The 25,293-nt window shown below is 41.6% G+C and carries 27 protein-coding genes; 12 read left to right on the top strand and 15 right to left on the bottom strand.

Annotated features, from left to right (window positions below; translation table 11 throughout):
- Positions 1–393 precede the first annotated feature (393 nt).
- Positions 394–1,305: an EamA family transporter RarD gene (gene rarD, locus C9I89_RS10385; protein ID WP_107283282.1), complete on the top strand. Its 912-nt coding sequence runs from the start codon at positions 394–396 to the stop codon at positions 1,303–1,305.
- Positions 1,306–1,662: 357 nt separating this feature from the next.
- A complete protein-coding gene (locus C9I89_RS10375) occupies positions 1,663–2,439 on the top strand; it encodes a hypothetical protein (protein ID WP_107283280.1) in 777 nt (258 codons plus the stop codon).
- 95 nt (positions 2,440–2,534) lie between these two features.
- Here the strand turns inward: C9I89_RS10375 and C9I89_RS10370 are convergent, their stop codons facing one another.
- The 3 genes from C9I89_RS10370 to nrdD form a co-directional block, all read right to left on the bottom strand.
- Entirely contained in the window at positions 2,535–2,798 is a 264-nt protein-coding gene (locus C9I89_RS10370; RefSeq protein ID WP_107283279.1) for a DUF2960 family protein, read from the bottom strand.
- Positions 2,799–3,281: 483 nt separating this feature from the next.
- Positions 3,282–3,752 (bottom strand): anaerobic ribonucleoside-triphosphate reductase-activating protein, encoded by a 471-nt coding sequence (gene nrdG / locus C9I89_RS10365; RefSeq protein ID WP_107283278.1) that lies wholly within the window; start codon positions 3,750–3,752, stop codon positions 3,282–3,284.
- Between the two features lie 90 nt (positions 3,753–3,842).
- Positions 3,843–5,969 carry an anaerobic ribonucleoside-triphosphate reductase gene (gene nrdD, locus C9I89_RS10360; protein WP_107283277.1) on the bottom strand — a complete coding sequence of 709 codons (2,127 nt, stop codon included), beginning with the start codon at positions 5,967–5,969 and terminating at the stop codon, positions 3,843–3,845.
- Positions 5,970–6,423: 454 nt separating this feature from the next.
- On the opposite strand from nrdD, the gene C9I89_RS10350 reads away from it, so the two are divergent.
- Positions 6,424–7,374 (top strand): endonuclease/exonuclease/phosphatase family protein, encoded by a 951-nt coding sequence (locus C9I89_RS10350; protein ID WP_107283275.1) that lies wholly within the window; start codon positions 6,424–6,426, stop codon positions 7,372–7,374.
- Positions 7,375–7,592: 218 nt separating this feature from the next.
- Complete coding sequence (locus tag C9I89_RS22965; protein WP_281258259.1) at positions 7,593–7,727, top strand: hypothetical protein; 135 nt, start codon at positions 7,593–7,595, stop codon at positions 7,725–7,727.
- A 109-nt stretch (positions 7,728–7,836) separates the two neighbouring features.
- Here the strand turns inward: C9I89_RS22965 and C9I89_RS10345 are convergent, their stop codons facing one another.
- From C9I89_RS10345 to C9I89_RS10320, 6 genes are all read right to left on the bottom strand, one after another.
- The gene (locus C9I89_RS10345; RefSeq protein WP_107283274.1) at positions 7,837–9,186 is read right to left on the bottom strand and encodes a sigma-54-dependent transcriptional regulator; all 1,350 of its coding nucleotides are present in this window, start codon (positions 9,184–9,186) and stop codon (positions 7,837–7,839) included.
- Positions 9,187–9,498: 312 nt separating this feature from the next.
- A complete protein-coding gene (locus C9I89_RS10340) occupies positions 9,499–10,023 on the bottom strand; it encodes a hypothetical protein (RefSeq protein ID WP_107283273.1) in 525 nt (174 codons plus the stop codon).
- Between the two features lie 8 nt (positions 10,024–10,031).
- Positions 10,032–10,706: a C39 family peptidase gene (locus tag C9I89_RS10335; RefSeq protein ID WP_107283374.1), complete on the bottom strand. Its 675-nt coding sequence runs from the start codon at positions 10,704–10,706 to the stop codon at positions 10,032–10,034.
- 197 nt (positions 10,707–10,903) lie between these two features.
- The gene (locus C9I89_RS10330; protein ID WP_107283272.1) at positions 10,904–11,503 is read right to left on the bottom strand and encodes a hypothetical protein; all 600 of its coding nucleotides are present in this window, start codon (positions 11,501–11,503) and stop codon (positions 10,904–10,906) included.
- A 267-nt stretch (positions 11,504–11,770) separates the two neighbouring features.
- The gene (locus C9I89_RS10325; protein ID WP_107283271.1) at positions 11,771–12,103 is read right to left on the bottom strand and encodes a carbon storage regulator; all 333 of its coding nucleotides are present in this window, start codon (positions 12,101–12,103) and stop codon (positions 11,771–11,773) included.
- A 44-nt stretch (positions 12,104–12,147) separates the two neighbouring features.
- The gene (locus C9I89_RS10320; protein ID WP_107283270.1) at positions 12,148–12,780 is read right to left on the bottom strand and encodes a hypothetical protein; all 633 of its coding nucleotides are present in this window, start codon (positions 12,778–12,780) and stop codon (positions 12,148–12,150) included.
- Between the two features lie 401 nt (positions 12,781–13,181).
- Here C9I89_RS10320 and C9I89_RS10315 point away from each other — a divergent pair, with 401 nt between their 5' ends.
- The 3 genes from C9I89_RS10315 (at position 13,182) to C9I89_RS10305 (ending at position 15,379) form a co-directional block, all read left to right on the top strand.
- A complete protein-coding gene (locus C9I89_RS10315) occupies positions 13,182–14,216 on the top strand; it encodes a transporter (protein ID WP_107283373.1) in 1,035 nt (344 codons plus the stop codon).
- Between the two features lie 191 nt (positions 14,217–14,407).
- Entirely contained in the window at positions 14,408–14,800 is a 393-nt protein-coding gene (locus C9I89_RS10310; protein ID WP_107283269.1) for a DUF2750 domain-containing protein, read from the top strand.
- Between the two features lie 219 nt (positions 14,801–15,019).
- Positions 15,020–15,379, top strand: a complete 360-nt coding sequence (locus C9I89_RS10305; protein ID WP_107283268.1) for a HopJ type III effector protein — start codon at positions 15,020–15,022, stop codon at positions 15,377–15,379.
- A gap of 47 nt (positions 15,380–15,426) precedes the next feature.
- Here C9I89_RS10305 and C9I89_RS10300 read toward each other — a convergent pair whose 3' ends face one another.
- On the bottom strand, positions 15,427–15,768 hold the full coding sequence (locus C9I89_RS10300) for a hypothetical protein (RefSeq protein ID WP_245905468.1): 342 nt from the start codon (positions 15,766–15,768) through the stop codon (positions 15,427–15,429).
- Positions 15,769–16,044: 276 nt separating this feature from the next.
- Between C9I89_RS10300 and C9I89_RS10295 the strand changes: the two genes are divergently transcribed.
- Together C9I89_RS10295 and C9I89_RS10290 are read left to right on the top strand one after the other, a co-directional pair.
- On the top strand, positions 16,045–16,827 hold the full coding sequence (locus C9I89_RS10295; RefSeq protein WP_107283266.1) for a phosphoribosylglycinamide formyltransferase: 783 nt from the start codon (positions 16,045–16,047) through the stop codon (positions 16,825–16,827).
- A 290-nt stretch (positions 16,828–17,117) separates the two neighbouring features.
- Positions 17,118–17,894: a nucleotidyltransferase family protein gene (locus C9I89_RS10290; RefSeq protein WP_170107684.1), complete on the top strand. Its 777-nt coding sequence runs from the start codon at positions 17,118–17,120 to the stop codon at positions 17,892–17,894.
- Positions 17,895–17,967: 73 nt separating this feature from the next.
- On the opposite strand, the gene C9I89_RS10285 is transcribed toward C9I89_RS10290, so the two are convergent.
- Positions 17,968–18,420 (bottom strand): methyltransferase family protein, encoded by a 453-nt coding sequence (locus C9I89_RS10285; protein ID WP_107283264.1) that lies wholly within the window; start codon positions 18,418–18,420, stop codon positions 17,968–17,970.
- Positions 18,421–18,644: 224 nt separating this feature from the next.
- On the opposite strand from C9I89_RS10285, the gene C9I89_RS10280 reads away from it, so the two are divergent.
- Positions 18,645–19,151 carry a M48 family metallopeptidase gene (locus C9I89_RS10280; RefSeq protein ID WP_107283263.1) on the top strand — a complete coding sequence of 169 codons (507 nt, stop codon included), beginning with the start codon at positions 18,645–18,647 and terminating at the stop codon, positions 19,149–19,151.
- 464 nt (positions 19,152–19,615) lie between these two features.
- Positions 19,616–20,038 carry a DUF3010 family protein gene (locus C9I89_RS10275; RefSeq protein WP_107283262.1) on the top strand — a complete coding sequence of 141 codons (423 nt, stop codon included), beginning with the start codon at positions 19,616–19,618 and terminating at the stop codon, positions 20,036–20,038.
- A gap of 110 nt (positions 20,039–20,148) precedes the next feature.
- On the opposite strand, the gene C9I89_RS10270 is transcribed toward C9I89_RS10275, so the two are convergent.
- From C9I89_RS10270 to mrcB, 4 genes are all read right to left on the bottom strand, one after another.
- Positions 20,149–20,364, bottom strand: a complete 216-nt coding sequence (locus C9I89_RS10270; RefSeq protein ID WP_107283261.1) for a DUF3820 family protein — start codon at positions 20,362–20,364, stop codon at positions 20,149–20,151.
- Between the two features lie 90 nt (positions 20,365–20,454).
- Positions 20,455–21,054, bottom strand: coding sequence for a YceI family protein (locus C9I89_RS10265; protein WP_107283372.1), 600 nt, complete (start codon positions 21,052–21,054; stop codon positions 20,455–20,457).
- A 304-nt stretch (positions 21,055–21,358) separates the two neighbouring features.
- Positions 21,359–21,901, bottom strand: a complete 543-nt coding sequence (locus C9I89_RS10260; RefSeq protein ID WP_107283260.1) for an NUDIX hydrolase — start codon at positions 21,899–21,901, stop codon at positions 21,359–21,361.
- 292 nt (positions 21,902–22,193) lie between these two features.
- Positions 22,194–24,554 carry a penicillin-binding protein 1B gene (mrcB, locus tag C9I89_RS10255; RefSeq protein ID WP_107283259.1) on the bottom strand — a complete coding sequence of 787 codons (2,361 nt, stop codon included), beginning with the start codon at positions 24,552–24,554 and terminating at the stop codon, positions 22,194–22,196.
- Positions 24,555–24,759: 205 nt separating this feature from the next.
- Here mrcB and C9I89_RS10250 point away from each other — a divergent pair, with 205 nt between their 5' ends.
- Positions 24,760–25,233, top strand: a complete 474-nt coding sequence (locus C9I89_RS10250) for an exoribonuclease R (RefSeq protein WP_107283371.1) — start codon at positions 24,760–24,762, stop codon at positions 25,231–25,233.
- Positions 25,234–25,293 lie beyond the last annotated feature (60 nt).

Here is a 25,293-nt window from a genome sequence, read left to right as displayed (position 1 = left end):
TCATTGAATCTGGCAATGGCGTGATTAATTCTTCATTAAACAACGCCTATACCAGATTTAATTCACGCCAGATAAATCGTCACGCCCCGGATTTCCCACATCTAAACACCCACATTCCAAAAAGTGACTAAATAATACTAAAAACCACCGTTATACTTTTTAATTGGTTGTAAACCTCAACTCCTTGTACGAATTCCCATTATCTAAGGCCCATTGACAAGGGATCAACACTACTGGCAAGTGCATACCATTATTGCGAAGCAAAAATGATACCCAATCTCAAGATGCAGTTAAGCAAATGTCACACAAAAAGCTTTGAGTAAAATTGTTATGATGAGAAAATAGCGTTTTCATACTCAAACACCCTGCCACTTTTATCTTTAGGTTATTGCCATGCAATCTCGCCGTGCAGGAAATGCACTCGCCGCGTTTTCATTTGTTCTATGGGGCTTTTTGCCACTGTATTATCAGTTTCTGCCGCAAGCTGATACCAATGAATTACTAGCATTTAGGATTCTATTCTCCGTACCATTTATGCTGATTGTCATGCGGGTTTTGCGCCGTTCACTACCTTCTCTGGCCATATTACTTTCTGATAAGCGCTCTCTGATCATGTCTGGAGTCGCCGGCCTTGTCAGTTGTATTTCATGGTATGCCTTCACTTGGGCTCTCACCCATGGTCAGGTTCTGGCCGCCAGTTTAGGCTTTTTCATTAATCCTTTATTTGCGATTACCCTTGGTGTTCTCTTCTTGGGTGAACGTCTATCCAAAGCCCAGCAAATAGCCGTTATTCTGGCTATAGTCGGTATTGCTTATCAGGTTTGGCACTATGGTGAACTCCCCTGGCTCGCACTGATCATGGGTAGCTTCTTTGCTCTTTACGGCCTATGCAAAAAATTTATTCGTTACGATGCACTCACCTCTGTGACACTTGAAGCCGCCATTCTGGCTCCTTTTGCCTTTGGTTATCTGCTCTGGCAAAGCATTCATACTAATAGCGTGGCACTGTCATCTGATACTCAAACGCTACTGCTTTATATCGGCTCAGCTCCTGTCACTCTGGGCCCGCTAATTTTCTTTGCCTTAGCTATCAACCGTACCAGTCTGACCATGGTTGGCCTTATGCAATATATCGAACCAAGTATGCATTTTTTTCTGGCCGTGTTCTTATTTGGTGAGGTCTTCGATCAGGTCAAAGCCATCAGTTTTAGCTTCATCTGGTTTGGGTTATTGCTTTGTACCCTGGAAGCACTGCCCAACATACTGGGAAGAAAATCACGAGATGCACAGCAGTCCAGCATTTAGGCTAAAGTCAATCGATTAAAGATACGTAAAGGAGACAGCATGGAGTTTCATGAACGTTATAATGACAGCTATGCTAGATGTATCCGAAACCCAAGGTTTCTTACAATTTTCTATGAAAGATTCTGTAGCCGAAATGATAACTTTCGGCTCATGTTTGCTAATGTTGATATGGACAGACAAATAAAAATGCTTAAAGCCTCGTTAATGATCATTATGCTGGCCAATACATCCCGTGAAGCCCGTGAGTCTGTCAGAAAGTATCACCATCACACGACCTTTACCTACTGAGATTCCATTTTGTCTTCACAAGACCAATGAGTGTAACAAGGTAATCGTCATGGCAAATCAAGGCGATAAATGAAAACATTATCTCCATATCATAAAAAAGTGCTGTTACTTATTAGTATCGCCGTTGTACTGATCCTGCTGGCTTTGATTTATTCTCCTATCAGGCAAAGTCGTCATTTTTACGATTATGCCGATAATCGCACTCTGTTAGGAATTCAAAACTTTTGGAACGTTATCTCGAACCTGCCCTTCTTGTGGGTTGGTTTTAAAGGACTGTCGCTTTTTACTGCTCGTCATTCTGTTGCTCACGAACCGGCTGTTGCCAATCTTTACCCTTTTTTCTTTATCAGCATGATAATGACGTTTTTCGGTTCCAGTTATTATCACCTTACCCCGAATCATTTCACTTTAATGCTGGACCGCATTCCTATCACACTCGCCTTTATAACACTTTACTGCATTGTGCTCAGTGAGTATGTGTCGCGAGATGCTGGTCGATGGCTATTCTTTCCTCTGATAGTCTATGGGCTGCTATCAGTCATCTATTGGTATAGCGGCACCCAGATAACCGGACGTGGTGATATGGCAGCCTATGTACTGGTGCAAGTTATCCCTATTATCCACTTTCCGCTAATTTTATATTTGTTTTCACCTCGCTTCTCACTCCGTCAATACTACCTGTATGCTTTGATTGCTTATGTGATAGCGAAGTGGGCTGAATCGAATGACGACGAGATATATGCTTTCTTGGGAGGAATTAGCGGGCACACCATAAAACACGTTATAGCCGCAATCGGTGGGTATTATGTTTATCTTGGTTTTAAACGACGCACGCAAATACGTTGAGAGTATACCCAAGTTACCTCAAGATGCTCGCATCACTCTGAGTCCTGCATATTGAGGTTACTTGGTTAAAAATCACTTAAGAAACTTCGTGTGTATTACTTTTTACCTACGCCACGATTTTCTTTTTGAGCCAGCGTAATTCTGCCGAACCCTAACTTTCGAAAGTGACTATCACGAAAGTCTCTTGCTGCTTTGCTACTCTTTGTAACAGCTTCTATTTGCTGTTCCATTTTGAGAAATTCTGTTAAATCAATGCCTTCTTCAACAGCAACAGCTTCATGAATGTTACGGTATTGTTCGTATGAGAAGGTTAATTCTTTCTCTTGATTTTTATAGGTATAGATAATTGTACGTGCCATCAGGGCCCCCTACGGATCAGGAAAGGGAGGGAATGTACCCTAGATACGGTTGGGATGAAAGAACAAATGGTCTCATTTAGCTTAAGACTTAAAATGAAGAGCCGATGCCTCTCCAATCCAAAACTCATCGCTGCATAAGCGATTAAAAAACAGACCAATGGGACGAGCAAAAATGGAATGCTCTTCACCGGATTAAAGATAATAGGCATGCTGTACAGCACCGGTTCATTGATATTAAAAATATTGAGTATAACGATTAAGCTGCTGGCTTCAGGCGTACATAAATGCCCGTTTTTTGTGCATAACGACCACATCTAGAGATATCTCAACATTCATGCACTTCCTTTTCCCATGGTTATACACAGAAACAGTGGATAAGTTCACTTTCGTCCCTGTGCAACGACGTAAAATCAAAAACTTGTTTGATATTCATGAATATCAAATGGTTTTCTCCATAGTTATAGAATGTACAAACCTGAATAATTAGACATCCTGAAAATAATGAATGATCTGATTTTCGCTGCCACGCCAGACAAGTGACGGATCCTGCGTCTCTTTTTCAAACTTTCCATCCACAAGCACATCAATGAGCTTTACAATCTCTTGTTGCTGCTCTGTGAGCTCACTAAGCACATATCCCGACCATAACCAGATGTCTTTATCACAACATTCAGCTTTTACCCGTTTAACCAGTTGTAATACTGACGCAAGATTCGCAGGATGCAGAGGATCGCCACCAGACAACGATAACCCTCTTCGCTTGATACGGGGATCATTTAAGTCTTGAATAATTTGATCTTCCATGGCCTGTGTAAACAGATGCCCTGCGTCCAAACGCCATGTACTTTGATTGTAGCAACCTCGACATTGGTGCTCACAACCTGAGACAAACAACGTACAGCGCGTGCCTGGTCCATTGATGACATCAACTGGATAATAGTTATGGTAATTCATTATATATATTCACCAAAAGCAAGAAGTGCCATTAAGGCACTTCTGTATACATTGTTTGATTTGCTATCAATCGGCTATATTCGAGTTAGCTTACATATGCTTCACACGACGCTTAACTTCTTCCTGTTTACCCGCGTTAAATGGTCGGGCGTCAGGAGAGCCTAGATAACCACACACTCGGCGAGTTACAGAAACTTTCTTCGGATCGTGATTACCACATTTCGGACACGTGAAGCCTTTACTTGTACAATCAAACTCACCAGAGAAACCACATTCGTAGCATTCATCAATTGGGGTATTGGTGCCGTAGTAAGGCACACGAGAATACGAGTAATCCCATACGTTCTCTAGTGCTTCAATGTTGTTCTGAATATTTGGATACTCTCCATAACAAATGAAACCACCACTCGCTAATGCAGGATATGGCATTTCAAAGTCAATCTTATCGTATGGGTTAACCGTTTTTTCAACATCGAGATGGAAGCTGTTGGTGTAGTAACCTTTGTCAGTTACGTTATCGATCACACCGTACTCTTTTGTATCTAATGAACAAAAACGAGTACATAAGTTTTCTGAAGGCGTGCTGTATAAACTGTAGCCCCAGCCAGTCTCCCGCGTCCACAAATCCACCGCATTTTTTAAACGCTTAACAATTGCGATGCCTTTTTCACGGAGCTCTTCGCTATCGTAGATGTGTTCTCCTTTATCTGCGTAAAGGGCATTGATAGTTTCATGAATTCCAATGTAACCCATAGAAATGGAAGCGCGGCCATTCTTGAAAATATCTAATACGTCATCATCGGGATTAAGACGAATCCCCAGTGCACCTTCTGTGTATAGAATAGGAGCTACACGAGCTTTCACACCACGAAGGCGATCAATACGTGTATCAAGAGCTTTTCGCACTAGCTGAACTCGCTCATCAAGGAGTTCAAAGAATTTCGCTTCATCACCATCAGCTTCGATAGCAATACGAGGTAAGTTCAAGCTTACTACACCAAGGTTGTTGCGACCTTCATGTACTTCGTTGCCATTCTCATCGATGTATTTACCCAAGAAGCTACGACAACCCATAGGTGCTTTGAACGAACCAGTCACCTCTACAACTTTGTCGTAATTAAGAATATCTGGGTACATACGCTTAGATGCACATTCAAGAGCAAGCTGCTTGATATCGTAGTTAGGATCGCTTGGTTTATGGTTGATGCCGTCTTTAATGGCAAATAACAATTTAGGGAAAACGGCTGTCTTTTTATTCTTACCCAAACCAGCAATACGGTTTTCAAAAATTGCTTTTTGAATCAGCTTAGATTCCCATGAAGTACCAAGGCCAATGCCGATTGATAAGAATGGTGTCTGCCCATTACTTGAGAAAAGCGTATTAATTTCATATTCAAGCGATTGAAAAGCATCAAAAACTTCTTTCTCAGTAAGCTTTTCCGCATAATCTTCTGCACACGGAACGTCCCACTGTTGACCCGTCTTCAAGTGCTTGTTGTAACTCGCTGTCACATAAGGAGCAAGCACTTCATCAAGACGATTCAATGTTGTGCCACCATAAGTATGACTTGCTACCTGTGCAACAATCTGAGCAGTAACAGCAGTTGCCGTCTGAATGGATTTTGGTGTATCAATTTCCGCATTACCCATGCGGAAACCTTTGGTCAGCATATTTTCCAAATCAACGATCATACAGTTGAACATAGGAAAAAATGGCGAATAGTCCAAATCATGGTAGTGGATTTGTCCTGCCTCGTGGGCATGAACAATATCGCGAGGTAGCATGTGATTCTTCGCATAATGCTTAGAAATAATACCTGCCAGCAGGTCACGCTGAGTAGGGATCACTTTAGAATCTTTGTTTGCGTTTTCATTTAGAAGATCAGCATTGCTTTGTTCTACTAAACCAGAGATTTCTGCACTTAGCGTACTTTTCTTTTCACGCTCAACATCACGATCGTGGCGATATTCGATATAAGCACGCGCAACATTTTTATGCGGGCCCACCATCAAGTGATTTTCAACCGCGTCCTGAATAGCGTGAATATCCACTTCCTCAACAGACATAAATTGAGAAAGCACACCGTCAGCTACCGACGCAGCATACGCCTCATCCATAGCTTCAACTGACTCGGCAGCACTAAGTACAGCCTCTTTAATACGCATAGTATTAAACGGCAAACGGCATCCATCACGCTTAATCACAACAGGCTTCACACGGGGCTCCTACGAACATGACACTGTCACTAAAACACAAAATATAGGGCTTAGTGATCTGGGTAATACAATATGTGGTGTATTAGGCGAGAATTCCGGAAAACAAACATTGATCTAAATCATTTTTTATAAAGGACAGTACAGGGAACGAGCGATGATTTTGAGCGGTGCCAGATTTTTGTATGTAACCTCTTTTGCAAACCTTTTTTGTCAACAAATTTATTGTCGATCACTTTATCTTTTTGAAAAAAAAGCTCTTGCATTTTCCATTATCAGCTACTTGGATTTTGATCCAAACAGACAAAACCGTCAGTGGATTTTAGAGACAAGTAACAGCGAGAAATGGCAACACAACAACTTGACCGCACTCCGAGATGATAAACACCGCATATCTGACATTTCTCGCATACAACTTCATCGTCAACGTCGATAGTATAAGCATTACCCTTAACGAATGGCTTACAGCGTGCGTACTCACTTCATCAGTCTCTTGCTGACGCTTAGCATAGCCCCTGCTCTTGCGGCCGACATTGCGTCTGCCAGTGTGAGCCTGGTTAGCTGGAACATGCAATGGCTGAGCTTATCAGAGCAATTCCCAGAGAGTAGACGCAGTGATCTTGATTACCAGAAAATGAGATCGATCTTTACAACTCTCTCGCCTGACATTTTCGCCTTTCAAGAAGTTGATAGTCTCGCAGTATTAAAAAAGATCGTGCCCGAATCTGAATATCACTTTTACTTCTCAGATCGTAGTAACAAAGCCAGTGAATCGTACCTTACCGCTAATCAATACACAGGCTTTGCTGTTCGCTCCCATCTTGATGTATCCGATCCCAGCGATCTTCATCAATTAAACCGTATCGCCAATAACCAAACCGGTAAGTTACGCTACGGCAGCTATCTCATCGTCCAGCTTGATAATGAAACTCAACTACATCTCCTGTCCGTTCATCTGAAATCCGGTTGCTTCAGCAAGAAACAACAAAATTTGAATAAACAGTGTAAACAATTAAAGCGTCAAACGAATGTTTTGGCTGATTGGATCAATCAACGCCAAGAAAAGCAGCAAAGCTATATGATTTTAGGAGATTTCAACCATCGATTAAATGATCCGAACGAATGGTTGCTAACATACCTGAATAGTAGGCTAAAACATCCATTGGTCCACCTCACCGCAAAGACCAAAGCCAACTGCTGGGCTAGAGTCAGCAACACTAGCGGACAAGTACAACTTCGTCTTTATCGCTCGCTGATCGACCACATACTCGTGTCGCAAGATATTGCTGGTAAAATCAATGATCAGGAAAATGTCTATCAACTGTCGTTTGAACAGGAAGATGTCAAGCAATACCAATTGTCTGATCACTGTCCGATTGTTGCCCATATTCCTCTCTTCAAACACTAGTAAAAAGTTTCGATTTTCAAGTTTCTCGCCTCTCAACACTCAACACTCAATACCCACACCGTTGCACATGCAAATCGTTCGAGAAATAACCAGACAGAGGCTGAAGATGAGATCTTAGTCCGTATTTTATATAACTATCATTTTCAAACAGTATGACTAAACCTATAGATAACTATTCCTTCACGCAGCAGCGTGACTTATATCTAAAAGGACTACTGATGGACGCTTTAAACCAATATACGTTTGTTGCGCCGACTGAAGATGAGCTCATGGTTGAGCAACCTGATGCGATTTTCGTCTCTCTAGACAGCACGATATTTGAAGATGAAGTTATTATCTTAAATAGATCCTAAGCGATATCGCTTATTTTACGATCACAAAAAAGCCCGATTAACGGGCTTTTTTATGGTAGAAAAATGAAAATCCATCATGCTAAATGATAATCAGTCTCATCTTTTGTCGTTATTCTTGCATATAACTGTTATTGTAGTGCCTGACATCTGGCACGATATTATGTTTGTTCAATAGACGATACATGGTTGCTCGCGACACACCCAGATCTTTCGCTGCCGATGCAACCTGACCACGATGGGTTTCAAGTACTGCCATTAACACATCTTTTTCAGCTTCATCTTTAATATTACGTAAACTTTGCTTAAGGTTTGCCTTACTTGGCAAATCAAAATGTTCAGCCCTGACTTCATTCCCTTCTGCTAACAGCGCTGCACGCTTAACCTGGTTAATCAATTCACGTACATTACCCGGCCAACTGTAGCGCAACAGTAACTGCTTAGAATCATCCGAAAAACTGGATGCCATTGTACTGTATTCATTAGCAAACTTAGCCAGGAACTTTTCAGCTAACAGGAAAATATCAGAGCCGCGCTCTCTTAATGTCGGTACTTTAATATGGAACACATTCAACCGATAATAAAGCTCTTTACTGAATTCACCATTTGCAACTGCACTTTCAAGATCTGAACTCGAAGAAGCAACAATACGAACATCACAACAGGAATCGTCATTCAAAGAGTCCCCTGAAGATGTTTGCAAATAGGCCAACAACTCATCTTGTAACTCTTTCGACAACTCTTCAACATTATCGAGTAAGATCGTGCCATTAAAGGTTGATTTTTCATCTTCTTGAGACGGAGATGACGCTCTTAAAAATGCCATTTTCTTATCATCATGTGCTAAAGAGCCACAGTTAACCGAAATAAATGGTACATTTTTCCGCTTAGATAGATTATGAACAGACTTAGCAATCAACTCCTTACCTGTACCATTCTCACCAGTTAGAAAGACATTCACTTCCGTTGCTGCCACACGGCGTACCATGTCACGCAATTGCTTAATCGATTTTGACTCACCAAACAATCCCATATCATGTTTAGAAGTGATCTCAACCCATGAGCTAGATTCAATTTCAAGCATACCAAGTTGATGACCAATCGTGTCTAATAGCTGGCTACTTGGAATCGGAACCGTGAAATAGTCAACACAGAAATTATTAATAAACTGGCAGATTGCATCCGTTTGCAACTGCTCTTTTTTAATAATAGCAATCCATTTTACTTGCTTAGTCTTATTTGCCCTTAAAGAAATGCTATTTAAGCTAAAATCATTATTGCTTAAATCAACAATACAGATACAAGGACTGTACTCTTCTAAGATTGAGTCAGCCGTACGAAGATCGTAACAGCAATGGGTTTTCCAACCAGATTGTTCAAGAAGCGCAATCCAAGGTTCGTAATTACAACCAATTGCAATAAGTCGACCACTATTTGTTTTTGTTTGACATTGAGCCACCATCGAAGTCACCTTCACTTTTCAATGTACATATTATTTACTTCTTCTTTATGTATTAAAAATATAGGCAATAAAAGACAGTCTTGTTGTGTCTCAGATCTAAGAATTATCTTGAAACGTCTATTTTTATATCAATCAAAAGCCAACAGGACAATAACCACCCTTTTCAATCAACTACTTAATTAAATATAAAAGTTCCATAAAGTTTAATAAATATTATTAATGTATAAAGTGAATGATAAAAAAATACAACAAAAAAGGCATAGTAAGCACACTATACCTTTAATAAGAATGAAAAGTTAATATGAACCAATTTTAATATCCTATGTTTAGTATCGCACTCTCCATCCGATTTGTCTGAATTTGCTGATGAATGAACCCATCTACATCAGCCTCAATGTCTAATACTGTATCTACTTGAATCGTTACTCCATCGACCGTATTCTGAACAATATTGGCAATACTACCATCCAACAAGCTTGGCCCTTCTATAAAGTTATTGTCGCCATATTGCACGACACAGACACGGCAATCAGTATCACTAGCACCTCCTCCAGAACTGGCCCTAGGCATTAAGACACCATTAAATATCGTAAGATCAGCAATATGGGAACTAAATATTTTTTCACCATTCAATGCCGTTGATATTGATAAACCAATATTTATTATTGTATCTCCGATTGACTGAAACCCACCGCGTACCGATGACATTTCAGCTTCGCTCATTGTAACCAATCCAAAATCAAGATTATCAAGACTCTGAAGACTGATAGTGGCATTGGCCATTAAGGCCGCCCCTCCTAGCGTCGAAGCGATAAATAATTTAGATAATTTATTCATACATGCCTCTAATAATCGTTTGAACCGGGTAGCGTTATGCTGAACGTCGCAAGTGAATCTCTGGCAATCGCCTCTGATACAGGCGACGGAGTATAAATGCTATAATTTTCTGCTGTGATAAAACTGTCTTTTCCTGTTTTAATTTTATTTTTTACCAGCAGAACCATGCCTTTATAGTTCGGTTCAAATTGTTCAATATCCATCACAACAGTACCTCTTGATGGATCGCCTAATATAACCTGCTTGCTATTTAGACCTTTAATAACAACAAAGTGCATGTAACCATCAAAGTTAACAATTGTAATGCCAGGGATGCCTAATTTCTTAAACTTATTCAGAGGGATTTTATAACCGTTTGCTTCTAAGCCTACTGAATCTAAATATTTTTTCATATCTAACAAAGAAAAACCTTGCTTTTCAATTTTTTGCTTATCGCCATTGGTAAACATATATTCAAAAACAGTGTCTTCTGATGTTTCAATACCATAGTGATATGTTATTAACGATGCCACAGCGGCCGATCCACAACTAAAGTCATATTGCTGCCTTTGTACATCACCAAATAACTTCTCCTGATAGCTTTTCACTTCAACATTATAGCTACCTCGATTCGGGAAGTAATCAAGTGCAGATACAGAAAAGCTGGCACACAGGCCTGCAATAATTAATACTGGAATTTTCATAATCATATAATCACAGTCAATTTACCTTGCAGTGTGATGACATTAGCTACAGGTTTATACTACCTGAAATTGATGCGTCACAGCCCAATCAATTGAATTTCAATTCGTTTCGCCTAACTTATTCAGACTCATAACTCGTACATTACAAGTCTGATAAAATTAAGACGAAGGGCCATAACAGCCCTTCTTCTCGTTTCCTATTTGCCAACAAGCGCTGCATTAGTACTTGCAGTCTGCTGAACAAGTGAGTTATTACCCACGTTCTGACCGGCTACATTGATGCCTGACGCCCCACCGAAGGCACCATTCATAGTGTTGGTCTGATAAACATGCACACTACCGCTATCGCCATACTTGCTATCACAACATGCCCCACCATAAGTCACTTCACTGTCAGTTACTTCACCCTCGAGCTCTGATTCAGCAAGGTATTTATCAATATCGATGTCGGTACTGTAAGTTTTCGACTTATTCCAAACACTGTTATCTTCTAAAACAGCTGTATTAAAACTATCTTCTATTTCTACGTCTTTATCTGTATTACCAATATCTTTCATCAGCATAAAATCATCGGAACTTTTGAAGCTATCATCGATTGTTGCATCGTGATTAAAACTGTCTTCCTTGTCAACATATACCTTTGTATTGAACATGTTAGTAGCGGAAACATCTAAATTATCTACATTTGTGTTATTTTCAGTGTCACCGCTTGACCAACCTCCTCCATTATAATTGGCTAAAGCTAAAGGAGAAACCATTATTGCGGCTACTAAAAGTGTGATATTTGTTTTACGCATGACATTACTCCAAATATATTGTGTACAATTTTTATAATTTACTTACATATTTTACTGCTATGATTTATAACGTTTTTGTTTTTTATAATGAGCCACGGCTATCACTCATATTATCAAAAACCATACCTATTACATTAATAACCGTATATCTACGAAGTAATTTGTTAGTCCCTGCTGAAATCGTAAACTCTAATTGATAATAGATACTTATTCAGAGTTATTTGGCCAGCATACATCTCATATGCCAGCATTGGATAAACTAACAGCCTACTTCAATGTCAGGTTAACAACCGTTGCATTTTGTATTAACACATTATTACCTGTGTTTTGTACTACACTAAACACCCCTGAAGAACCACTGAATGATCCTTCGCTGATAATATTATCACCGGTGGTATTATTGTATGCGCGGTTATTTGAAACCTCACCGTCCATGTCTGAATTCGCTTCCATAATGTCAAGATTCAGCTCGTATTGCCCAGCTCGAGACTGACTCATTAAATCATCATTCAGCGCTTCAGAACTTGCTAGCATATCCAACTCATCTGCTACTGCACCGCATGATAAGATAACAGCAACTATCAGTGTTAAATATTTCATAACATCCTCCTGAGAGTTGCTAACCGCAACTCTCAGCTTTTATGTTACTGACCAGAAAGAATCGCATTGGTACTTACACTTTGCTGAACCAAAGCATTATTACCAGCATTCTGACCTGCAATGTTGATACCAGAGGCACTCGCAAAGGCGTTTGACATATCGTTTGACTGAGTAACTTTCAATTCACTTCCCGCAGCTTGCCCATGACCATAATTTTTACCATAGCTATGGCCACCATATTTTCCACCACTACCAGCACCATAGGTCACTTCACTGTGAGTCACTTCACCCTCAAGATCAGATTCTGCAACAAATTCATTTTTCTCCATTGTAAATGTAAAGGTCTCGCTATAAGTATGCTTACTGTTGTCAGTAGCACTTAATGAGTTGTAGCTATCTTCTATCTCTTTATCAATGTCGGTATTATTCATATCAGTCATGATGAGTTTGTCATCATCACTCTTGAAGCTACCGGTGATTTCAAGATCTTTATTAAAGCTGTCAGTGGCCGAGTAATCCAACTTATGGTTAGCAACGTCATCGATGACAATATTGGTATTGTCTACATTTTGGTTAGTTTCGGTTTCAGAGCCACCACCCCAATCACCACCACTAGCAAATGCGATTGGCGAACTGACAACAACTGCTACGAATAGTGCAATATTTGTTTTACGCATGATTTAACTCCAATTAGGTTGTACTTCTATTATGCTGTGCTGCTTTTTTTATAATCACTCGCAGTTATCCGCGAGATAATTTAATAGTAGTTTTCACCAAGAAACCGATTGTATTATTTTTAATAAATCAACTTTTTATTTCAATCTAAACACTCACTTTTAATTCCATTTATTCATATTGATTCAGTTCTAATAAAGACAATAAAATCTCAGGAAATAATAAATTTATTAATAATGAGATCGTTTCATGAGTCCTCAGAAATAAGATCATTATTTGAGACAAATAGTTAACAACCTGACTTTTATTAGGCTACTCTTTTTTTATTGGTCGGGTATCTGTTGCATACTGTCTGGACCGATTACGGGGCACATCTTTGCAAAATGCAAAAAGTGAGGAAATCGTGAGTATTTTAAAATATAAAAGTCTGATTGCGCTTCTTACTGTTTGCTCAGGTATTGCCGTGGCGGCTGAGCCCCCGGCAACTGAAAAAACGAAGCGAGTACAAACTGTTGCTGATATTTTCGAGCAGCCTGGCGTACTTACACCGAGAGGATCATTTGTGCTTGATACCTCTTTCTCTTACACCCAGAACTCCTCTAATAATGTTTCAGTTGTTGGCTATACAGTTCTGCCTTCGCTCATTGTGGGCTTAATTGAAGCCAGTGACATTGATCGGACCACACTGACCTTTGGACTTACTGGCCGTTACGGTATTACCAACCGCTTTGAAGTTGAAGCTCGTATCCCCTGGGTATATCGTTCAGATTCAACCGCAAAACGGCGGATAAACTCTGGCAGCAGTAGTGAAGAGATATTTGATGTTGATGGTAGTGGCCTTGGTGATATTGAAGCAGCGTTCAAATACCAGTTCAATATGACATCTTCACCCTACTGGGTGGGTAGCTTACGTTTCAAAAGCACCACGGGTGATTCGCCATATGATGTTCCGGTAAACGACGTTGGCGACTTCGAAGATCTGCCAACCGGATCCGGTTTTCCCAGCATTGAACCTGGGATCACTATGATCATGCCTATCGATCCTGCTGTGATTTACATGAACCTGGGCTATATCTGGAATATCAAGGACGATGTCAGCGTCGACCTTGATGTTGAAGATGAAGATGGTAATACGGAAAACATTCGTGTCGATACTATAGACCTTGGTGATACCATCTCGTTTGGTGCCGGCATGGGTTTTGCGGTTAACCCAAAATTTTCATTCAGTATTGGCCTCAACCATAAAACGATCCTCAAATCAAAATATAACGGATCATCACAAAATGGCAAAGTATTACAGTTAGATTCTCTCTCTTTTGGTGCAAACTATGCGCTCGACAGAGACACTACGATTAATATCGGTGCATCTGCCGGTCTGACTGCTGATGCACCAGATTTCCAGTTGACAGTAAGGGTGCCATATACACTCAAGCCCTAATGCTTTTAGAGCCGAAGTAACACTTAAAAATACGGCAAAACAAAACAATGATATAAACGGCCAATGACAACAAAAAGCCCCAAAGCAAATATGCATTGGGGCTTTACTTTATGTCACACAGTAAAAGACTCAAGCCTCGTTTTGTTCTATCCTATGGCTCTTAAGCAAAAGCTGTAACAGGAACACAAATCATGTCCACCCCTTTAGAACCAACGATGGTTGAAACTATTCAACGCTATGATGCCGAAAAACGTTTCAAGTACTTGGTTAAAGAAGTCGTCGCCAATCGCCAAATATGGATCCTGATTGATGAGCACGGCTGTGTCATGCTGAACACTGATGACGAAGATTGTGTGCCAGTTTGGCCCAACAAAGAGTTCGCAGAGGCATGGGCAACTGGCGAATGGGATTCGTGCAAAGCTGAAGCGGTTTCCCTCAATAAATGGCATAGTCGTTGGACCCATGGTCTTGAAGACGATGAACTTGCCATAGTGATCTTTCCAAACCAGGATGAAGACGGCTTAGTCGTATACCCTGATGAACTTGACTATGAACTGAAGCAGCAAGCGAAAAAAGGGAAATAATACCGGTTAACCGCCTCGTTAGCAGAGAAGAGTCTACACAGATAATCCTTGTGATTCGAATGTCTGGCTATACTCGCGACCAAACGTTTAATTACGATAAAAGGGCTAAATCTGGCCCTTTTTATTTCTTTAGTGCAATGTGATGCTTATTTACTCGCTATGCACTATTATTTTCTTTTAATCGTTAAAATAGACAATAGAAACGGGGGGCGTAATGCCATGGATGCGCTATTCAGTACTCTAAAGAACACACCAGAATCAGTTGGCTTTGATACTGTTATCGACACCATTAACGAACATTATGACTACCAACCCACCGCATTTAGCAATGGGTTAGGCAATGAGACACTCGCCAATCCAGCTGGAACGAATGAAGGATCATGCCGTATTTTTGCTTTTGCTAAGCGCCATGAACTATCTGAAGCAGAAACCCTCGCTTGCTTTGGCAAATTTTATCGAATAGATGTACTGGAAAACCCCAGCAACGATGATCACCTGAACATCCGTAACTTCATGAAATACGGATGGCTGGGTATCCGTTTTGCGGGAGATGCTCTTTTGGAAAAAAAGCGTCGTTAACCGTCGAGCAAAATCAATAAGGGGTCTACAACCCCTTCCTATCGTTTTTACAACGTTTTTTTACAATGACTACATTCTGTTGGTGGTTTCATAAAGAACGGTGAACGGCTCGCTTTTCCACACGAATCACAAAATTTAGTCGAACGTATCGTCAACCAAGTCAAAGGCAGCAGCAACGTAACCAAGCCAATCATCATAAGTAGCGGTGGTTGCATATAGATGATAAATCCTGCAATAACCGTATTGCTGAATATCGTATAGCCCGGCCATAACTTACGTTTACGTTGAACATCTGAGCCGCGCTGAAAAAGCATCACACTACCAGCAGAAATCCCCAGCCAGATCACCATTAATACAATCAATAGATCTTGTTGCAAAATCTTACTCACACTTAAATTAATTCGCGGCAGCAGTCTACCACTCTGATGAAACCCCAGACAATTGAGATTACCATTTGTTACACAATGCTCACCCAAAGAGAGCCAGAGAATGTCAGATTGGGAAGCTAGTCACAACCTTAATAATCTAGTACCCAATTTTGTGTGTTCAACCATTGAAAGTAACCCTGATGGACAGATATCTTAATTGTACGGACATATTGCTTGTCCGACTCGATACGGTTTCTTTAGTATGTATCGCTAAGAATGGTTGAAAATGGAGCTTAAATGATTGTTAAATCAGCACTTCGCACCTGTTTCGTTCTTTTGTGTGTATTAAGTCGTAGCCCTGTTGCTACTGCCAGTTTACCCGCAGACACCGACTCTGATTACGAACTTCGCTCTTCAAGCCAAGGTTCAAAAAAATCTTTTCAACGCTCTCTCAGTGGCCTTTACTCCATCCCGAGCTGGAGACAAAGTCACATCACTCAACCCTATGATGACTTTGATTCGCTATACCAACAAGGACAGCAGGCACAGGCGGAGCTTGAGCAGTTAATACAGCAAGTCTCACTCTCTACCGATACACAGAGCCAACTTCCGGGTATAAAATCACCAACCAGGGCCAAATACAAAATATCGACAGAATTAAATGGTGAGGTGAATCGACTTACTGATTTAGCACGAGGCTCATTGATCGCCAGTGATATAGGCAGTCTAGTTCAGGCGTTTGAATTGCTCAGTAAAAAAGTGACTATTGTCGAAGTAAGAAACCGCTTCAAGCTGCCAGCCACATCCGGTTATCGCGACTTAAAAATGCTGGTACGCCTTCCTCAGACTCAGCACGTAGCTGAAATCCAGCTTCACTTGCAAGCTATTTCAGATATAAAAAATGGGGCTGAACATGAAATCTATGAGAGACTCCAAACTATTGAACGCACAGCGTCTTCTGAAAACAGAGAATTGAATGAGCTGGAAGTCTCTCAGGTGAATTCGTTACGTAATATATCTATTAACTTATACCAGTCAGTCTGGCAGCAATATCTCCAACCAGTGAGAGCCGTTAGCTAGTACTCTTTCAAATAAATTATGAATAGTTGAAGCACCTAGACATGTCATCCCGGAATCGAGGAACGAGATATCCGGGATCCAGCCCTAACATTTCTTAAAAACATGGGAAAATTCATCTTGGGTTCAGGTTAGGCTGCTATGGTTATGTTCACAGTTAAGCTACACACATAAACAAGCTCCAGATAGAAAACAACGAAGCGCATACGACACCTTTAACGCCACCGTTTATACCCGTATGTTGCTGATGCCAACTTGCTACATGCAGGCATCACAGGAGTTGTTTAATGGATATGAAAGCAGTTGTTCGTACTTGTTTTGTGCTTCTTTTTGTTTTTAGCCGTAGCTCTGTCGCTGCCCCACAAACAAGCCATTTAGAATCTGAATACGTACTTTTTTCTCAACAGACACAAGAAAGTAAAAAATCATTTCAACGTAGCTTAAGCGGTTTATACAGTATTGATAGCTGGAAAGAAGCCGACATAGCTCAACCTTATCGTGATTTTACACAGTTATATCAGGCTGCAACACTTGCCCAGCTAGAGCTCGAAACATTAATGAGTGAGGTTGCCTTAGTCACGAACACTCAACCCATTATTCCTGGTGTTAAATCAGAACACCGCGCAAAACAGAAAATCGATACTGAGCTGAAAGGTGAAGCGCACAAAATTACCGATCTGGCGCGTTGTTCATTAGTGGCTACAGACATTCCGGGCCTTGTACAGGCATTTGAATTATTAAATAACGAAGTCTCTGTCGTCGCAGTTAAAAACCGTTTTAAATCACCGACTGCTTCTGGTTATCGGGATTTAAAAATGCTGGTGCGCCTTCCCAAGAGCCAGATGGTGGCCGAAATTCAGCTTCATTTAGATGCTATTTCTACCATTAAAAATGGTGCTGAACATGAGATCTATGAACAAATTCAGACTATCGAACGCATAGGCCTGAAAAACGACCGTACGTTATCAGAATTCGAGCTGGCTCAGATTGCCCAGTTACGTACAAAATCACTAAATCTCTATCAAGATGCATGGCAGCATTACCTGCGACCTGAAGCCATGGCGAGTTAATATCAGCTCAAAGAGCTATAAAGTGGTCAGGTAAATCTGGCCACTTATTCCGAATTTTTCTACACCATCATACCTAACACCAGCGCCTCACCTGAGTACAATATTGTTGATATTCATCGCCGAAGAGCTCAGATAGCACTTCTTCTTCCGGTTCTATCTGAAAGTTATTCATATAAAAGACAAATAATGGAATCATCACCAGACTAGAAATAGCGCCAAAATAGATAAAAGCAGCAACAAGTAGTACAGCTAAACATAGATACATCGGATTTCGTGAAAAATGATAAATCCCGGTTGTCACCAAACGCGTCGCTTTTTGGGGCCTGTGAGGATCGACTGTAGTGCGAGCTTTAGCGAACGATACGATACTAGCCAAACCTAATATGGCCCCAATCAAGCACAGTAAAAGTACAATAACCTGCTGACCTGCAAACGAAAAAGACCATAAAGGCCAATATATCGCAAGAAAATACATCCCAGCCAATGTTATCAGCAATACTAGTGGCGGCGGCAATTTCAGATACATTCCTGACTCCTTTTAACATAGTCCAGTAGAATATCAGAAGATCGTAGATTTGATATATATGGCATTTCCATTGTTAGAATGCCTATTATCGATAGCGGCGATGATGTCATTGGTAAAAACGCTAGAAATGGCACGAAATGAAATAGTATGATTATATTGCCACACCAGTGTAAGGCTTATAGAATCAGTTCGCGCTTTTCTTTGTTAGTTTAGAGATTTTCACAATGCCAGAATTTAAATACCTCCAAGGCTATCCTATACATTTAACCGAGCAGGTACAAAAACTGATCGATGATCAGAAGCTGGCGTCGTTCTTGCTGAAGAAATATCCCGACACACACAATGTCAAAACGGAAAAGGCGTTATATGATTTTGTTATTGATATAAAAAACCAATACTTAAAGAAATCAGCCCCGATCAATAAAGTGAATTACGATAATAAAATCAATGTCATTCATCACGCCTTGGGCCTGCATACTTTTGTCTCCCGTATTCAAGGCGGGAAGTTGAAAGCAAAGCATGAGATCCGTATTGCTAGCGTCTTCAAAAATGCTCCTCTTCCCTTTTTGCGTATGATTGCAGTTCATGAACTCGCACATTTAAAAGAAAAGGAACATAACAAAGCTTTTTATCAGCTCTGCTGCCACATGGAGCCTAATTATCATCAACTTGAATTCGATATGCGATTATACCTGACCCAGCTAGAAATGACTGGCCCTATTTATTCTTGACCTCTGTTACAAGGCCACTACTTAAGCCAGCCAATGACCGTCGTTCAACGAGTACTTACGAAGTCCGTCATCTCAGAAACCGCCGAACACTGAACTAGTAAGCTTTCTCAAAACTTACGTGGCGGTTATCAGGGATCCATCATGCACGGAAGGTTCAGTGGACTGTGGATCCCCGATAATCGCTGCTATAAACCCAATCGATAATGAAAAGATCAGCATTAAGCGATTTCGAGGATGACGACAGTTTGGCTTCATAGATAAAAACTAATCTGTTCAATCAATCATAATTAATGAGTCAAGGTACTAGAAATCTATTTTGCATCGACTCGCCAATGCGAGCAAAAAAACAAGCACATGCTTAGATTCGATAATTGAAAATTTTTGTTTAAAAATCGCATGAAAGTCTAACAAGGGACGGTGTTTTAGCCTACAATAACTGGTTAATAAAATGATTAGGTGTTTACATGAAAGTTTGTGCAGTTGAGCTAAGAAGCAACGAGGCAATCATTTGCCTTCTGTCTCTACAAAATGGTCTGTTTGATATTCCTCAGTGCCGTACTCAGAAGTTCATCATGCAAGATTCTCTCGATAATGAACAAATGAGAGATTTCCAATTCGCATTCAAAAAACTATTGGATGATTACAAGGTTGAACGTGTCGTGATCCGCACTCGTGAAACCCGTGGTAAATTTGCAGGCAGTGCAACCGGTTTCAAAATGGAAGCGGCTATCCAGCTTATCGATGGCTTAGATGTTGACTTCATCAGCAGCGCTGAAATCAAACAAAAACTGAAGCGTAATCCATTGGCGATCGACTTCCGCAGTACTGGTCTGCGCCAGTTCCAGGAAGCTGCGTTTACTACGGGCTACGCTTACATGGGCAAATAATTCCAATCGGGATTAGCTGGCTCGAGTTAGCAAAAAGGGTAAAGCCAACGCTTTACCCTTTTTCAATTTGATACTAGGCTCTTTTTATCTAACACGCTCTGGCAGCAGCTCTAATCACGTTTTAACGGGCGTATTACTGACTCTAAGCCTTCAATTTTGAACTCTAAAGCCAATGCCATCAGCGTCCCCAGCTCACCCTCTGGAAAACCCTGCTTTCGAAACCACAGCAAGTACTCTTCTGGCAAATCAATTATTACCCGACCACTGTATTTACCAAACGGCATTTTGACATTCGCGAGCTTTACCAAATGTTCTTTTTCAAACATCGCTTAAGCAACCTTTACGACCTAACTGACTACAGGATCTTAGATCTTAACACCGATTGCAATACGTTAAGCCCGTTCAAAACGGTGTTGTTACTCGTTCTTTGTGTTCTTCACAAACATGAGCCGGACATTAACCGGGACACTCGTCGCGATAGAGTTTAGCTTCGCAATAGTCTGCAGTGCTTTCACCCCTTTATCTAACTCAAAGTTTTTGCTGTCGATCACCACAGGCTTAGTGGTGTTAACAAGAAGCCCACCATTCTCTAATCCAATCACTTGCAAATGTGCAACTAAAAGCTGCTTCTTGCCATGAAGGTCCAGATCAACCTCAGCTTCCAGAGACATCGTTTGACCCGGTTTGAGAGCCACTAACGCCGCGTTATCGACTTGCGCCATAAGCGTGGCTACTGGAAATAGCTCTGTTTCAAATAGCATATTATTCATGCGTTCATCACGAACAGGGATCAGTGTATCGACACTGGTAAGATCAATCGAAACGGTCACATTACCACTGTCAGATACCGATCCGCTTAAGTTTCTGAATTGATGAATTTCTGTCACCGCCGCATTTTTCACAGATAAGAAATTGACATTCGACAGTGTATTATCCAACGTCCAATCAGCAAATACCATCGCGGGTAGCCCAGCTAACAATGCACAGGTAGTGATCAATACATGATGTACTCTCATCAAGAATGTTCCTATTTTTGGCTTTCTGATTTGATCAATATAGGTAAAAAACACAAACGACAGCGATAAAAAAACCTGCTTTCGCAGGTTCTTATCAAGTATAGTCTTTATTAACAGCAAGTACTTCATCACAGAAGTTTTGATGCGCATCGTCACCACGGTTCGTCATTCCGTAAAGTAAGGAACGAACTTATACGGAATCTAAGGCGCACACAATTAGAACTGGATCCCGGATATCTCGTTCCTCTATTCCGGGATGACATGTTTTGGAGCTTCAACGATTCATAACTTACGTGAAAGAATACTAGCTCGCTTGTTTTAACGCAAACGGCGGCAGAAGTTCTTCTGCAATCAATTTAAGCAAGAATGTTTCGCGTTCAATCGACATGCCTTTCTTCTCACTGTTCGCCATGGTGTCTTCATTATGTGCAATCGCATCATAGATATTCATCCAGACAGGCTTCATGCCGTTTTTGATTTCGTAATCTTCAAGCCGCGTTTCACCTAACTCAGCATCAATCGTACACACAAAACAGTAAGACTCCATATGAACGATATCGTGCTCAGGCTTATGCCAAGGGCGATATTCTTCATATAAACCAAATTCTTTAATATCTCGGATATTTTGCGCACCCGTTTCTTCCTCAAGCTCACGGATCAGACCCGCTACAGCATCTTCACCATCATCTATCCCACCACCGGGCAGGGTATAGTCATGGTAACGCGCGGTGTATAGCATCAAAATATCTTCACCATTCAAGATAATGCCACGGGCAGCCTTACGGTGGAAAATACTAGCATCCAGATTTTCGATATCAGGATGCACTGAAGATTTTAATAATCGCATGGCTAAGTTCGTCTACGTCAGTTTAGGATCATGAAAAGCTGGCTATTCTAACGTAAGTTGGCCTTTTTTCATAAAACCTCTTTATTAGTACTTCATCACAGAAGTTTTGATGAGTTCAGTCAGCAAACATCGTCATTCCGTAAAGTGAGGAACGAACTTATACGGAATCTAAGGCACAGACGGTAAGAACTGGATCCCGGATATCTCGTTCCTCGATTCCGGGATGACGTATTTGGAGCTTCAACGATTCATAATTTATGTGAAACAGGCCCTAACTAATTTGAACTAAAAATTACCAGTCTAATAACTGCTGGAAGAAACGTTCAACATTATTCACGCAGCTGGGTTTTAAGCGACCGTTTGGATCCCAGGCGGGCAGTTTAGTTTGACCGAGGCAGCTTTGAGAAAAGCTGCCGCTCTGAGACTGGCGATAGGAAAAATCAGTGACCTTTGCGGGCCGGCGCAGAACTAGCGCTTCAGGATCACGGCGCTGAATATAATCGGCATATAAACGCAATGCGCCAGAAGATCCTGTTAAATTGACACTTTTATTATCGTCCCGGCCCATCCAGACAGTGACGACCTCACGACCATCCACACCGACATACCAACTATCACGACCATCATCAGACGTACCCGTCTTTCCGGCCAAACGCGACGATGCGAACTGGGTATTCAGGTAACGTCCGGTACCCAGACTCACCACTTTTTGCATACTGTACATGGTCAGCCAGGCAGCTTGTTCTGATACAGCAGGTGATGATTTCGGCCAGTTTTGATAAAGCACATTACCTTCACTATCGGTAACTGCAGTTAATGCGGTCAGATTAGCTTTATGACCGCCACTGGCAATGGTCTGGTACATCTGAGTCACTTCCAGCGGCGTTAAGGTAAACGCACCCAGTAACATCGATGGCAATTTAGGTACTTCTTTACGATCGATACCTAGCTTTTCCATCGTGTCGATAACATTGTCTATACCAACCGCCATGCCTAAATTGACCGTCGGTATATTGTACGATTTCGCCAGTGCCATAAACAACGGCACCTCACCATGATATTGCCGGTCATAATTGCGCGGTGACCAGTTCTCTCCTTTCGCCCCCTTCAGGGTCAGCGGACGATCTTGGAGCGTGGTCGCCAGTGAAAAACGCTCAGGCTGTTCAAGAGCGGCAAGATAAATCGCGGGTTTAACAATAGATCCAATGGGTCGTTTGGCATCAATTGCCCGGTTGAAACCGGCATAACCGGGACGGCTCCCTCCAACCATGGCTCGAATTTCACCAGATCGTCTATCTGCAATCACCATTGCCGTTTCCAGCTCTTTTCCAGCCTGTTTTTCAAGCTTAGGAATAGCATTTCGTACCGCTTGCTCTGCTTTTTCTTGCGAGAGCGGATCTAACGACGTGAATAATCGCAGCCCTTTTCCTGGCTGGTAGTTATCGCCGACATTTTCTTCAAGTTCATACTTAAGCTGTTCAAAATAGGCGGGCTGTCGATTTGCCAACCGTCCTTTCTCTTGCACGCCGAGGGAGCGTTTAATGGCGGTATCATACTCGTCTTGCTCTAACTGACCATTATCAAGCATCATTTTCAGCACTAAATCACGTCGCTGTTTTGCACGTTCAGGATAACGCCACGGATTATAATACGACGGCCCTTTTACTAACCCTACCAACAAGGCTTGCTGATCAATTCGCAGCTCAGATAGCGGACGCCCGAAATAGAATCGCGCCCCTAATGCAAAACCATGGACCGCATCGGCACCACTTTGTGCCAGATACACCTGGTTAAGATAGGCATCGAGGATCTGATCTTTGTCATAGCGATAATCAATGATCAACGCCATATATGCTTCACGAAATTTACGCCATAAACTGCGCTCGCTGCTCAAAAACAAGTTCTTTGCCAGCTGCTGAGTCAGGGTACTTCCCCCCTGAACCGTGCGGCCTGCTTTCAAGTTCGCCAAAAATGCACGGCCAATGGCAACCGGGGAGACACCATCGTGCTGATAAAAATTCCGATCTTCCGTTGCGATCAATGCATCAATCAAAGGCTCCGGCATTTCATCTTTCGGCAAGTAAATACGTTGCTCTTCAGCTCGGGCTTCCAACATGCCTAACATTTTCGGTTCAATACGCAAAAAGCCTAATTCTCGCTGCGTCTTTGCCTCATAAATACGTTTCACCGCCGAGTAATCAAACTCCACAACCACATGACGCTGGTCTTCGCTACCTTCTTTAAACTCAAACGGACGGCGGATAAACTCAACTTTCAGTCGTCCGGTTGAATATTCGCCACTTCGACGCGGCGTGTTAACCTTCTGGTACTTCAACACTTCCAGCTCATTCACCAAATCTTCATAGCGAATTGGCGTACCGGGCTGAAGAGTCAGTTCGCGGGCATACACGATGGATGGCAGTTGCCACAACTGCCCTTCAAACTTATCCGTCACAGTCTGGTTAAGTGAAAACCCCATCCATACCATACTGATTGAAGTGAACATAACGGCACCAATGCAGCCCAATTTCAGCCACTTTCGTTTACTCGGTGGCTGGTTTTCTGCGCCTTGCTTTAATACCGGATCAGGCTTTAATTCTGACTCCGGCTTTTGATCGGATTCAGGCTGTTTTTGCTTGTCTGATGTCGTCATAGGGATCTGTACTAACTCCACTCAGAGCATTCTGAGTGTTAATAAATGGTTCTCGCCACCCAATAAAATTGATCAGGCAGTGAGATCTGTTTTTATCAGGATAGAGAAACAGCCACCAAAGCGTGTCATGCCTCTGTCAATGGTTGCTACGGAGGAAAAAATCCCTCAAAATACGCGCCCGTTGATCCAACTGCTGAGAATAACTATGGAACGCGATTATAAATTTGACTGTCTGGTAACGATGCCACGTCATGAACTGGAAGAGTTCAGTCTCCGAGTTATCAGCCGTATGGTGCCGGAAGATGTGATGCAAGAGCTATTCACCTTCGATCAGGAAGAGATCGATAGCGAAGATCGCATGAAGTCAGCGCAGTTCGATGCCATGTTACGCATGACGGCGATTGCATTAGGTGAAGTAAAAGGTGCATTTTCCGAATCAGAGAACGCAAAGCAAAATGCTGATCGCATGATCCGACTGATCTTATGGCATTTCTACGCCCTGTCTTTCAATCTGGAAGAAGCCGTTTCACTGGAAGAACACTGTGAGCAGGTTGAGTCGCTGCTTGATACCGCCCCGGATAATGCCTTTGGCTGGGTCAAAATACTGACCGAGTTACTGCACAACTATGCAGAAATCCACGATCAAAATACTGATAAAAAGAGTAAGCTGAACGCTTAAAACAGATATAAACCCTCGCAACTAAAAATAAGGAAGCCGCTTTAAGCGGCTTCTTTTTTG

It is taken from the genome of Photobacterium lipolyticum, assembly GCF_003026475.1.
In the GTDB taxonomy this organism is placed as follows: domain Bacteria; phylum Pseudomonadota; class Gammaproteobacteria; order Enterobacterales; family Vibrionaceae; genus Photobacterium; species Photobacterium lipolyticum.
This window is presented reverse-complemented; position numbering and strand designations above follow the sequence as displayed.